Genomic DNA, 12,069 nt, shown 5'->3' on the forward strand with positions numbered 1-12,069 from the left:
GCGTTAGCTGCCGTGGATGATCGCGAACTCGGCGACTGCGACTTTGGAGCCGCGCAGGGCGCGATAGTCGGAGCCCCATTGCTCAATGAGCAAGGTTTCGCCGGAGGCCGAGCTGTACAACCACCATCGGCAGCGTTCGGCGCTGCCACGCATGGGGTTGGCACTCTTGGCGAGGAAGCGAACATTGCCGGTAAGGGTGCAGGTGGCGATGCCGCGCTTGTCGAGTGCGAAAATTTGCTCGCCGAGGGGAATGCGCTCGGGAGGGTACTCGGCAAGTTTGAGGTTTGGTTCGACATCGAGCAGCCGCACCGTCGCATCGCCGGAGCGTTCGATGCCAGCGATCAGCCAGTGCGACGCGTGCGTATCGACGAGCAGGCCCGCCACCCAGCGGTGACCGAGTTCTTCGTAAGCAATAGCACCCTCGCAGACAAAGTCAACGCCGCCTCGCGTGACGATATCGCCGCTGCGTAGCTCGCGCAGGCTCCGCTCGCGCATCGCATCGGCCTGCGGCGCGAGAAGTTTTTGCACGGCGCCAGTGGGAAGCGCCTTGTAGAGCGTATAACCGACCGCGCCCGCGCCAAACACGATGACGATAATGACGAAGAGGACGATGCCAGCGAACACGTCGCAAGGGTGGCAGAAAAGCCAACGCAGTCAAGCCGTCACGTGGTTAGCTCGATCGAAACCGCGGTGCCCTGGCCAGATTCACTGGTAACCCGCAGAACGCCGCCTTGCAGCTCCACCAATTGCTTGACGAGGGCGAGGCCAAGGCCCGCGCCGCCCGCCTGTCTGGACCGCGCCGGGTCGGCGCAATAGAAGCGTTCGGTGACGCGCGGTAAATCGGTCGCCGCGATGCCGATGCCGTTGTCGGTAATAGTAAGGCATACGCGATTCGGCGACTGTGTGGCTTTGGTGGCCAGAGACACGCTAGTCGCCGCGCCGTGCCGACGAGCGTTGATGAGCAAATTTTCTAAGATTTGCGCCAACGCGTCAGCATTGGCCTGGACGACGGGCGGCTCGGCGTGCCAGTGAACCGGTAGCGATGCAAGGCCGTCGCGCGCACTCGGAGAAATTGCGGCGACGACGTCGCGCAGGTCGACCGACTCCAGCGGAAGCGCCGACGCACCTTGGTTGTCGAGCCGTGCCAGTTGCAACAAATCGGCAATTAGTCGCGCCATACGCTCGCTGCTACGGGCGATGATCTCGGTGAACTCGCGCCGCGTCGCCGGGTCGAGATCGCTGTTCAGCAAGGTTTCAGCAAAGCCGCCGATGGTTGTCACGGGCGTGCGCAGTTCGTGCGACACGTTGGCCACCAGCTCGCGCGCGCTTTGCGCCATCCGCGTGAGCTGATCGCGTTGGGCGGTGAGGTCACTAATTTGCGTGCGCAGTTGCGCAGCCATCGTCGTCAATGATTGTTGCAGCGCGGAGATGTCGTCGTTTGCCGGTGCAATCGGGGCTTTCTCGCCGCGACCCGAGCCAGTTGCAAGGTCGGTAAACGACGCGTCGTGGTCACCCGCGGAAATGCGCTCGGCGGCCAGACGCATTGCCCGCAAGGGGCGCGCTCCCAGCCGCGCGGCAAGCAGGCCGAGCACGATCGCAAACATCGCGCTTAACAAGGCAGCCCATAGCAGCTGCATTCGCATCCCGCCCAGCGGCGCGATCGCCTCGGCAACAGGTACGCCGACGCGCACATACAAGCCATCGCCAGCTTGGACCACCGAATACTGCGTGAGCACCTGGTTTTCATCACGCCGCACCGAGCGCCCGCTACCGCTGGCGAGCGCCGCGACAACTTCTGGATGATTTGCCTGATTTGCCAGCGTTGGCGATGGCTCACCGGGAAATTCGGAATCACCAAGCACGACGCCATCGGCGTCCAAGATGCTGACGCGCGATCCCATCACGGCGGCAAGTCGCGGCGCGAGTCGCTCGGGATGGCGGTCTCGGTCTACCCATTGCGCAGTGCCACGCGCTTGGGCATGGCTATGCGCATGGGTGGTGGCCAACAGTTCGCGTCGCAAGGCGCCGTGAAGCACCACCGCCATAATCGCGACAACGACGATCGCCACGAGCACATGGCTGAGCACGAGCTTGACAAAAAATGGCAGACGGCGGCCGAGCATAGGGATCAGCGTGGCGGCGCCTTGAGGCGATAGCCATAGCCCGGCACGGTTTCGATGAGTTCGGCATATCCGCCGAGACGACTGCGCAAGCGGCGCACGTGCACATCCACCGTGCGATCACCAATGCCCGTTGTCATCCCCCAGACTAATTCGAGCAGCGCTGCGCGGGAAAACATTTGTGCCGGATGCTCGAGAAACGCTGCCAGCAATCTATACTCGAGCGGCCGCAACACGATCTCCGAACCATTGAGCAACACGGCGTGGCGAACGTCATCAAGCACCAAGCCTCCCCATGCGAGTCGGGCGGCACGAGCCGGCGCCACTTGCTCGGTTCGGCGCACCAGGGCCTTCACGCGCAAGGCAAACTCGCGCGGACTAAAAGGCTTGACCACGTAATCGTCGGCCCCTGCCTCAAACCCAACCACGCGATCATCTTCTTCGCCTAGCGCGCTTAGGATCAAGATAGCGACATCCCCAACCGCGGGATCGGAGCGCAACCGTTCGCAAACCTTGGTGCCAAAGATGTCGGGCAGCATCATATCGACAATTGCCACCGCTGGTTGTTCGCGCAACACAAGCGCGATGCCCTCGGCGCCGGTCGCGGCCCAGAACGCCTCGAACCCGGCCTCGCCGAGGCCAAACGTCAGCAATCGGCCGATCGCGGCGTCGTCGTCGATCACCACGATCTTGGGCCGTATGGTCGCAGTCGTCATAATCGTCGCGACGTTACAATGTTCCCGTCAGCTGGATGTATGAAAATAGCGAGCGGTCTAGCTGCCCAGTCGCCATGTTCCTAGCCTTAGCGCTCTTATCCAATCTCGCGCCGCCAAGCTCGAGCACGAGCTGTTTAGGTCGTAGCGTTACCCGGACTCTTGCCTCAAGGTGGTGGCCAATAAAACGGCTGGTGTCGCCTAGCACGTCGATTAGGCCGGCCCCGACCCACACATCGCTCGCCGATGCCAGCCACACCGCGCGATAGGCGATCAGGCCATCGACGCGCTTGCTTGGCGTGACTTCGACCCGAGCGCCAGGGGCGACTATGTTGGAGCGAGCGATCGGACCCCATAGCCCGGTCGGGCCAAAATCAAACCGACGCGCGCCAAATAGCGGATCAAAGCGGTTGTTGCGATTGTCGTCGCGATCGCGATCGCCGCTGGCGTAGTCGAACTGCAAGGCGCCGCGTGGGTGCCATGACGTCGTTAGCGTGTAGCCTGCCGTGGCATGCAACGCCATGGCGCGGTGTCGTAGCGACGTCACGTCGTCGTCGTCAGCCGTTTCGTGTGAACGCCCGAATTGGCCGATCACCTCAATCTGGCCATCTGGCATGCCGATCGCTGGCGGCAGCAGAATACGCGCCCCTGGCATAAGCAGGCGGCGATTCGCGGTCGGCATATCTTGGCCATCGCCATCTCGTTCGATGTAGCCGAGCAAATAAGCCTCACCGCCCGGCGTGCCGTCGCCGGCCGGGCGGCTGTAGACGGCGCCTGCGAGCAATGCTCGAGTTGCCTCGCGGTCGAGTTCAAATTTGTTGTCCGCCAGCAAGAAGGCATCGCGGGGGCGGCGTACCACCGGCATTACCGCAAACAAGCGCACCGCGGCGTCGCCCCGGTTGGTCCGCCAAGACGCGTCGATGCCGGTAAAGCCATTGATCGTATTTCGATACTCGCTGCGCGCAAGCACGCGGCGGCTGCCGAGATCCATGGTCATGCGCCCCGCCTTTACGATCAGGGCGTCGTTGCTAGAGAACAAGCCCTTGCCGCGCCAGGCGACGAAAGCTTGCAGCGGCTCGAACACATTTACGTGGGTGGTATTTCGTGGCGTGTCCTCCGTTGCGTAAAGCCGAGAATCGGCGAGCTCAAGCGTCGCTGCAAATGCGCGGTGACGAAACTCGACCCGCGCCAAGGTCCGCATCGAATAACCCGTGCTGCTGCCGAAGACGTTGTTATGGAAATCGCCCGAGACGTCCTCAACGCGCGATCGGTGTTCGAGATGCCACGAGAACATCGGCGTCGCCGCTGCGGTCGGCGTCGGCTTGGGCTGCGCGGTTGCGCCGCCCCAAAAGCTGCAAAGCGCACCAGCCACAAGCCACGCAAAATGCCGCGACATTTGCCGCCGCGCAGGGCGTCCGAGGTGAGACAAGTAGGAGGTCATCGGACGGTTGTAACGCGAGCGACGAAACACCGCCAGCTCGTAACAAAAATGTAATAGTAGCAAGCGCTTACGAATCGCAACGGTGTCGAAGCGGCCAACCCGCGCGCGACCGCCGCACACTGCCATGAATTAAACTCAACGGTAACCCGATTGGCATCCTTGACTCGCCGCAGGGCTACCAGTAAACCGGCTGCCAATGGTAGCCACCAAAACGCTTAGCGGGGACTCTCAGCGTTCGCCTATCGACGGCGAAGAACTGCGCCGCGTCTTAGACGACAACGGCAACGTGCTCCCGGGGGTCACCGTGCCCAAGGTGGCGCCCGAGACCCTCAAAAAAATCTTCGACACGATGCTCATGGTGCGGGTGCTCGACGACCGCATGATGCGCATCCAACGCCAAGGCAAGCTCGGCTTCTACATGAAGTCGCTCGGCGAAGAGGCGACGCACTTTGCGGTCGCGGCGCTGCGCCCCAGCGATTGGGTATTTCCGAGTTATCGCGAGCAGGGCGCGTGGTTTTACCGCGGCTACACGCTCGACATGTTTTTGAACCAACTCTTTGGCAACGTGCAAGACCCAATCAAGGGTCGGCAAATGCCGGTACACCACTCGGCTAATTGGCTCAACCTAGTCAGCGTCAGCTCACCGGTTGGCACGCAAATTCCACAAGCCGCGGGTGTGGCGCACGCCGCCAAGTTGCAAGGCAAGGACGACGTCGCGGTCGCTTACTTCGGCGAGGGCACGTCTTCCACCGGCGAGTTTCACGTCGCGCTCAACTTTGCGGCGGCTTACAAATCGCCGGCGATCTTCATCTGCCGCAACAACGGCTGGGCGATTTCGGTGCCGAGCAGCACGCAGACCGCCGCCAAGACCTATGCCAGCAAGGGCGTCGGCTACGGCATGCCGGGCATTCGCGTCGATGGCAACGACATCCTCGCCATCCTGCAAGTCATGAACGAGGCCACCGCGCGCGCGCGCGCCGGCGAGGGCCCAACGCTGATCGAAATGCTCACCTACCGCGTCGAAGGCCACTCGAGCTCAGACGACCCGTCGGTGTATCGCGATCCAAACGAGCCCGCGCCGTGGATCAAACGCGATCCGCTTAACCGGCTGCGCAACTATATGAAGCTCGAAGGGCTGTGGAGCGAGGCGCACGAAAAAGCGCTGACCGAGCGCTACAACACCGAAATCACCGAGGCCATGGCGCGAGCCGAAGCGCTGCCGCCGCCCGATCTCGATACCCTGTTTGAAGATGTCTACGAAGAAATGCCATGGCATTTGCGCGAGCAAAAAGAATGGCTGATGGCGCAGGGCCGCACTAAATCGCCGCATCAACATTAATTTTCGCGAGCACCTACGGAGATCACCATGGCAACGATGAATCTACTTGAAGCCGTTCGCGACGCGCTGCGAACGCAGATGAAGCTCGATCCCCGCGTCGTTATTCTTGGCGAAGACGTCGGCAAGTTTGGCGGCGTGTTTCGCGCCACTGCCGGGCTCTTTGACGAGTTCGGCGCCGACCGCGTCATCAATACGCCGCTCGCCGAAAACGGCATCATCGGCACCGCGATTGGCATGGCGCTGTACGGCCTGCGGCCGGTGCCGGAGATTCAATTTTCCGATTTTATTTTTCCGGCCTTTGATCAGATCGTCAACGAGCTGGCGAAGTTTCGCTATCGCTCGGGCGGCCAGTATCCGTGCCCTGTCATCATCCGCACGCCGGTGGGCGGCGGCATTCGCGGCGGTCACTATCACAGCCAATCGCCCGAGGCTCTGTTTATTCACACGCCAGGCCTCAAGATCATCGCGCCGTCAAACCCATATGACGCTAAAGGCCTCCTGCTCGCGGCGATGCGGCAAAACGATCCGGTGCTGTTTATGGAGCCTAAGCGCATCTATCGCGCTTCCAAGGGCGAGGTGCCAGAAGGCGAATACACGCTGGAGATTGGCAAGGCGAACGTGGTCGCCGAGGGTAGCCAAGTCACGCTGCTCGCCTATAGCGGCATGGTTTCGATCGGCGAAGAAACCGTCAAGAAGGCCGCCGAAGCCGGCATTTCGGTGGAACTCGTCGACTTGCGCACGCTGATGCCATTCGACATCGACACCATCTTGGCGTCGGTGAAAAAAACTGGGCGCTGCGTCATCGTGCACGAAGCGCCGCGCACCTGCGGCTTTGGCGCCGAGCTCATCGCCAGCATCCAAGAGCGCGCGATGGAATATCTCGAGGCGCCGATCTTGCGCGTCACCGGGCTCGACACGCCGTTTCCGTATACGCTCGAACACGAATACATGCCCAACGCCGACCGCGTGCTGACCGCGATCCGCAAGACCCTGGAGTGGTGAGCTATGGCCTTTGAATTTCATCTCCCCGATATTGGTGAAGGCGTCGTTGAAGGCGAAGTCGTCGCGTGGAAAGTCAAAGTTGGCGACAAGGTCCGTATGGATCAACCCATCGTCGAGATCATGACCGACAAGGCGACGGTGGAAATTCCCTCGCCGCGCGCAGGCACCATCGCCAAGATCAACTACGGCGACGGCCAAGTGTGCCCGGTTGGGCAAGTGCTGCTCGTCATCGATGAAGAAGGCGGCAGCGCGAGCAAGCCGGCGACGGCGCACGCGGCGGCCCCAGCAGCGGCGGCGCCAATTCCCCCGCCCGCATCGCGCAGCGCGATCGAAGTCGTCGATCTTTCCAAAGGCGGCGCACGCGTGCTCGCGACGCCGTCGACCCGCCGCATGGCGCGGCAACTCGGCGTCGAGTTAAGTGCCGTGGAGGCCACAGGCAAGCATGGCCGCGTCACCGCGGTCGACGTCAAGCGCGTCGCGGATGGCGGCGCCACGAACGGCGGTGGCAAAACGGCAGCCATCGGCTACGCGCCGATCGCGATCGCCAAAGGCGGTGACGAAGAGCGCGTGCCATTTCGCGGTCTGCGTAAAAAATCGCCGAATCCATGTCGCGCAGCGTAAACACCGCGGCACACTTCACCTACGTCGAAGAGGTCGACATGACCGACCTCGTGGCGGTGCGCGATCGCGCGAAAGAAAAAGCCGCGGCCAAGGGCGTCAAGCTGACGTACTTGCCGTTCATCATCAAGGCGGTCGTGTCGGGCCTTAAAAAATGGCCCAACCTCAACGCCAGCCTCGACGAGCAGACGCAAGAAATCGTCCGCAAGCGCTATTACAACATCGGCATCGCCGCACAAGGGCCTGGCGGCCTGGTCGTGACGAATGTCCGAGATGCGGACAAACGGTCCATCTTTGATCTCGCCGCAGAAGTGCAACGACTTGGCGAAGCGGTGCAAAAAGGCACCGCGACGCGCGAGGACCTCACCGGCTCAACCTTCACCATCTCGTCGCTCGGCAAGCTCGGTGGCCTGCACGCGACGCCGATTATTAACTTTCCTGAGGTTGGCGTGCTCGGCGTGCACAACCTGCAAGAGCGCCCCGCGGTGCGTAATGGCCAGATCGTCATTCGCTGGATGATGAATCTGTCGATCTCGCTCGATCACCGCCTGGTCGATGGCTGGGACGGCGCCATGTTTGTGCAAGACGTCAAGGCGCTGCTCGAAGACCCCACCACCATGTTCTTGGAAATGGTGTAGGGAGCGCCCGTCATGGCCGACGCCGTGCAAGAGCTCGCACCCGACGCGACCATGGTCGGCGCCTTCGCCTACTTTAATGGCGACGCCGACGCCAAGGCGCGCGGCCTATTTAGCATCTTGGGCGAGGACGGCACCGCCGACGCCAACGACGTCGCGCATTTCGATCGCGACCAACTGCGCGCGCTCTTTGACGGCATGCTTCGCATACGCGTTATGGACGCACGGCTCATCGCGTTGCAACGCCAAGGCCGCATCGGCTTTTACGGCGAGGCCGTGGGGCAAGAGGCCGCCATCGTCGGCTCTGCGGCGGCCACCGAGCCGCACGACTGGATCGTGCCGGCGCTGCGCGAGGCGGGGGTTGGCCTGCAACGCGGCATGACGCTCGATAGCTACATCGCGCAAATTTACGGCAACGGCGAGGATGTAACTAAGGGCCGCCAGATGCCGTGTCATCCCTGCGATCGGGCGCATAACTATGTTGTGATGTCGTCGTGCATCGCGACCCAGCTGCCGCACGCCGTGGGCATCGCGATGGCGATGAAGCTAAAGGGCGACCTGGGCAAGGTGGCCGTCGGCTATATCGGCGACGGCGGCACCAGCGAGGGCGACTTTCACGCGGCGATGAATTTTGCCGCGGTGTTCAAGGTGCCTGCGGTCATCATCTGCCAAAACAATCAATGGGCGATCTCGACGCCCGGCAACGAACAAACCGCGGCCGACACCATCGCGCTTAAGGGCCTTGGCTACGGCATCGAGTCGCTGCGCGCCGATGGCAACGACGTGCTCGCGGTGCACGATATTTGCAAATACGCCTTCGATAAGGCACGCGCCGGCGAGGGCCCAACCTTCATCGAACTGCTCACCTATCGCGTCAGCGCGCACTCCTCGAGCGACGACCCAACCCGCTATCGCGATGAGTCCGTCACCGACATGTGGCGTCGCCAGCGGGATCCGCTGGCGCGCATGCAGACGTTTCTCGAAGCGCGCGGCTACCTCGCGCCCGGCGAGGCCGCAGTGCTCGCCGCCACCGTCGAGCAAGAGGTGCGCGACGCCATCGCCCGCCAAGAGGCCGCGCCCGCCGCGCCGCCGGCCTCATCGATTATCGACGACGTCTTCGAGACGCCGACGTGGTTGCTCTTCGAGCAAGCCGCCGCCCTAAAATAGTGCGGGCTATTGCAGCGGCAGCGCCGCGGTTGAATAGTTGGAGACGACGACGCTCGCGGGGTCTAGCGTGAGGCTGTTTGTGTTGATGCGGAAAAAGCCAAGGCCGCCGCCGCCGCCGCCGCGCAAGATGTTCAGGCTGCCACCAGTTGTGCCCGAGGTGCCCGCGGTCGCAGGGTAGAAGTTGTTGCCATTGCGGGAGCTGCCAAGGCCACCGAAAGCAAATCCGACCGGTGCCGTCAGCGGCCCGAGGGCGTCCGGGCCGTCTTCTCCATCCGTGGGCACCCCGCTTACCGTGCCGCCACCACCGCCACCATTGGCGTAGACACGACCATCAAACTCGACCACATTGGCTTCAACAATCAAGGTGCCGCCGCTGCCGCCGCCGCCGCCTGGCTCATTGTCGCTCGCGCCTTCGCCGCCACCACCGCCAAATGAAAAGCTGCCGGAGATTGAGATTTGATAACGCGCGGACAGCTGGAGCGCACCACCGGGCGGCCCGCCGCGGTTCGCCAGGATGCCGTTAACTTGCAGGCCGGGACCCCCACCCGAGCCTGTCTTCGGCCCAGCAAACGGCGTAGCGCAGGTGCCCCCACCAAGGGCGGTTTCAGCGCCCTTGGCGCCAACGGTGGCAGCGCCCGCGCCGCCGCCGCCACTCCCATCGTCGCTGCCTCCCGATGCACAAAGTCCGGAACTGACCACGCCTGAGCCGTTGAGCGATCCGGTAAACTGCGCGCGCACCGAATCCAGCGTCATCGTTGAAAGCGACACCAATGCCAACGGTTGATTGCCATCTGCGGAGATCTCGCAATCGGTTAGTGAGAGCGAGCTGAACGAAAATACCGACAAGCCGCTAATGGAATGAAACCCGATGCCGCTATCCAAGCCAGCGCCGGCGTTGCGAATCGTGACGGGAAGCCTGGGTAATTTTTCCATCGCTAAAAAAGACTAGCTTATCGCCGCCACAACTCGTCACCAGTGCCCCGATGCCCGCGGGAATACCGGCTTCGACGTCGTTGGACAAGATCGGCTGTAAGCAGTGGGGTGATGGCGTGTCACCGCAAGCGATGGCACAGTCAATCGTTGGGCCTGGCGCGTTTCCGTTGCACGTGAGCAGCTGCGTGTCGTCGGCGCTGCACGCAGGGGAACAACCAGGGCCATCCGTGGGCGAGTCCGGTGGCGCATCTGGATTGCCGTCGCCTGGCGCATCATCGGGCGAATCCGGTTGCGCATCGGGCCCGCCATCGGGCGCCGCGTCCGGATCGAGGTCACTGGCTGACGGTGCGCGGTAGCAACTTGGCCCGCAACACAGCAAGATCACGACGCATAGTCGTCCGAGAATCACCTGATAAGGTTACACCTTCTTGCTGATGGGCGTGGCGAAATCTGCTATCTCTGGCCCAACTTAAGCGGGAGAGACTATGGCGGAACATCGATTTGACGCAGTTATCATTGGCGCTGGACCTGGTGGATATCCCACGGGTATTCGCCTCGGCCAACTCGGCGTTAAGGCCGCCGTCATCGAGAAAGAATACTGGGGCGGCGTGTGCCTCAATGTGGGATGCATCCCGTCCAAGGCCGTGATCCACGCCGCCAAAACGTTTGAAAAAATCGGCCACGCGGACGACCTCGGCATCACGGTCGGCAAGCCGGTCATCGACATGAAAAAGATGCAGGCGTGGAAGGGGTGGCGTCGTCACTAAAATGAAAAACGGCGTGCAGCAGCTGCTCAAGGGCAACAAGTGCGACATGCTAAATGGCGACGCACGGTTTGTCAGCGCTGGGCCCGATGGCTTTCGCCTGGCGGTTAAGACCGCGAGCGGCGAAGACACGGTGATCGCGAAGAACGTGGTGATCGCCACCGGTTCGCGGCCAATGGAAATCCCCGGCTTCAAGGTCGATCAAAAACGCATCATCGATTCCACCGGCGCGCTGGCGCTAGAGGAAGTGCCAAAGCGCCTCATCGTCATCGGCGGCGGCTATATCGGCCTTGAGCTCGGCACGGTCTACGCCAAGCTCGGCAGCAAGGTAACCGTCGTCGAGGCGAGCGGCAGCTTGCTTGGCGCCATGGACAAAGACTGCGTCGCGGTAGTGGCGAAAAAACTCGCCAAGCTCGGCGTCGAGATTATGCTCGACGCCAAGGCCAAGGGCTGGGAAGACAAGGGCGACCGCGCCGTGCTCACCGTAGAACTCAAGGACGGCAAGAGCGCGACGATCGATGCCGATAAAATCTTGTTGTCCGTCGGCCGTCGCCCCAACAGCGAAAACCTCGGCCTCGAAGCCGTTGGCGTAAAGCTCGACGCGCGCGGTTACATCATCGCCGACGACCAACTGCGCACCAACGTGCCTAATATCTACGCCATCGGCGATGTCATCGGCGGCATGATGCTGGCGCACAAGGCGACCAAGGACGGCGAGGTGGTGGCCGAGGTCATCGCCGGACATCGCGCCGCGGTTGACGTGCGTACGATTCCTGCCGTGGTCTTCACCGATCCGGAAGTCGCCAGCGCCGGCCTTACCGAAGACGAAGCCAAGGCCAAGGGACTTACCGTTAAAGTCGGCAAGTTTCCGTTTGCGGCTTTGGGCCGCGCGGTGAGCGTCCACGACACCGACGGCTTTGCCAAGGTGATCTTAGATGCCAAGACGCAAGAAATCTTGGGCGTGCACATCGTCGGTAACGGCGCATCGGACCTCATCGCTGAGGGCACGCTCGCCATCGAAATGGGCGCGGTGGCGCAAGACGTCAACCTCACCGTCCACGCGCACCCAACGCTGGCCGAGGCCATGCGCGAAGCCACCGCCGCCGCGCTCGGCGAGGCCGTGCACATTATTAATCGCTAGTGCCTCGGCACAGACCGGCAGGCAGGCGCACGTGTCTTCCTGCTCGCAGATAGCGCGTGGACCGGCAGGTGGGCGCACGTATCTTCCTGCTCGCAGATAGAGTGTGGACCGGCAGGTGGGCGCACGTATCTTCCTGCTCGCAGATAGAGTGTGGACCGGCAGGTGAGCGCACGTGTCTTCCTGCTCGCAGATAGCA

General features: G+C 62.5%; 9 protein-coding genes and 2 pseudogenes. 5 read left to right on the forward strand and 6 right to left on the reverse strand.

Annotated elements, in window-relative coordinates; all coding sequences use genetic code 11:
* Positions 1-3: 3 nt before the first annotated feature.
* The 4 genes from IPL79_14230 to IPL79_14245 are packed head-to-tail and all read right to left on the reverse strand — an operon-like array spanning position 4 to position 4,274.
* Entirely contained in the window at positions 4-624 is a 621-nt protein-coding gene (locus IPL79_14230) for a DUF4178 domain-containing protein (protein MBK9072142.1), read from the reverse strand.
* A 38-nt stretch (positions 625-662) separates the two neighbouring features.
* On the reverse strand, positions 663-2,123 hold the full coding sequence (locus IPL79_14235; protein MBK9072143.1) for a HAMP domain-containing protein: 1,461 nt from the start codon (positions 2,121-2,123) through the stop codon (positions 663-665).
* 5 nt (positions 2,124-2,128) lie between these two features.
* Positions 2,129-2,836, reverse strand: coding sequence for a response regulator transcription factor (locus IPL79_14240; protein ID MBK9072144.1), 708 nt, complete (start codon positions 2,834-2,836; stop codon positions 2,129-2,131).
* Between the two features lie 13 nt (positions 2,837-2,849).
* Entirely contained in the window at positions 2,850-4,274 is a 1,425-nt protein-coding gene (locus tag IPL79_14245) for an alginate export family protein (protein MBK9072145.1), read from the reverse strand.
* A gap of 196 nt (positions 4,275-4,470) precedes the next feature.
* Between IPL79_14245 and IPL79_14250 the strand changes: the two genes are divergently transcribed.
* The 4 genes and pseudogenes from IPL79_14250 to IPL79_14265 all read left to right on the forward strand — a co-directional run bounded on the left by IPL79_14250 (position 4,471) and on the right by IPL79_14265 (position 9,035).
* The gene (locus tag IPL79_14250; protein ID MBK9072146.1) at positions 4,471-5,613 is read left to right on the forward strand and encodes a thiamine pyrophosphate-dependent dehydrogenase E1 component subunit alpha; all 1,143 of its coding nucleotides are present in this window, start codon (positions 4,471-4,473) and stop codon (positions 5,611-5,613) included.
* Between the two features lie 27 nt (positions 5,614-5,640).
* A complete protein-coding gene (locus tag IPL79_14255) occupies positions 5,641-6,615 on the forward strand; it encodes an alpha-ketoacid dehydrogenase subunit beta (GenBank protein ID MBK9072147.1) in 975 nt (324 codons plus the stop codon).
* Between the two features lie 3 nt (positions 6,616-6,618).
* Positions 6,619-7,871 (forward strand): annotated as a pseudogene (locus IPL79_14260) (2-oxo acid dehydrogenase subunit E2).
* 12 nt (positions 7,872-7,883) lie between these two features.
* Complete coding sequence (locus IPL79_14265) at positions 7,884-9,035, forward strand: hypothetical protein (protein MBK9072148.1); 1,152 nt, start codon at positions 7,884-7,886, stop codon at positions 9,033-9,035.
* A gap of 6 nt (positions 9,036-9,041) precedes the next feature.
* Here the strand turns inward: IPL79_14265 and IPL79_14270 are convergent, their stop codons facing one another.
* Together IPL79_14270 and IPL79_14275 are read right to left on the reverse strand one after the other, a co-directional pair.
* Positions 9,042-9,968 carry a hypothetical protein gene (locus tag IPL79_14270; GenBank protein ID MBK9072149.1) on the reverse strand — a complete coding sequence of 309 codons (927 nt, stop codon included), beginning with the start codon at positions 9,966-9,968 and terminating at the stop codon, positions 9,042-9,044.
* Entirely contained in the window at positions 9,910-10,377 is a 468-nt protein-coding gene (locus tag IPL79_14275) for a hypothetical protein (protein MBK9072150.1), read from the reverse strand. The genes IPL79_14270 and IPL79_14275 overlap by 59 nt, the downstream gene beginning before the upstream one ends.
* A 76-nt stretch (positions 10,378-10,453) precedes the next feature.
* Here IPL79_14275 and lpdA point away from each other — a divergent pair.
* Positions 10,454-11,873 (forward strand): annotated as a pseudogene (gene lpdA / locus IPL79_14280) (dihydrolipoyl dehydrogenase).
* Positions 11,874-12,069: the final 196 nt, after the last annotated feature.

It is taken from the genome of Myxococcales bacterium (assembly GCA_016716835.1).
GTDB lineage: Bacteria > Myxococcota_A > Polyangia > Haliangiales > Haliangiaceae > JADJUW01.

Coding starts and splice junctions, on each gene's coding strand:
- IPL79_14255 (MBK9072147.1), top strand. CDS start 5,641: ATGGCAACGATGAATCTACTTGAAGCCGTTCGCGACGCGCTGCGAACG.
- IPL79_14235 (MBK9072143.1), bottom strand. CDS start 2,123: ATGCTCGGCCGCCGTCTGCCATTTTTTGTCAAGCTCGTGCTCAGCCAT.
- IPL79_14265 (MBK9072148.1), top strand. CDS start 7,884: ATGGCCGACGCCGTGCAAGAGCTCGCACCCGACGCGACCATGGTCGGC.
- IPL79_14240 (MBK9072144.1), bottom strand. CDS start 2,836: ATGACGACTGCGACCATACGGCCCAAGATCGTGGTGATCGACGACGAC.
- IPL79_14245 (MBK9072145.1), bottom strand. CDS start 4,274: ATGACCTCCTACTTGTCTCACCTCGGACGCCCTGCGCGGCGGCAAATG.
- IPL79_14270 (MBK9072149.1), bottom strand. CDS start 9,968: ATGGAAAAATTACCCAGGCTTCCCGTCACGATTCGCAACGCCGGCGCT.
- IPL79_14250 (MBK9072146.1), top strand. CDS start 4,471: ATGGTAGCCACCAAAACGCTTAGCGGGGACTCTCAGCGTTCGCCTATC.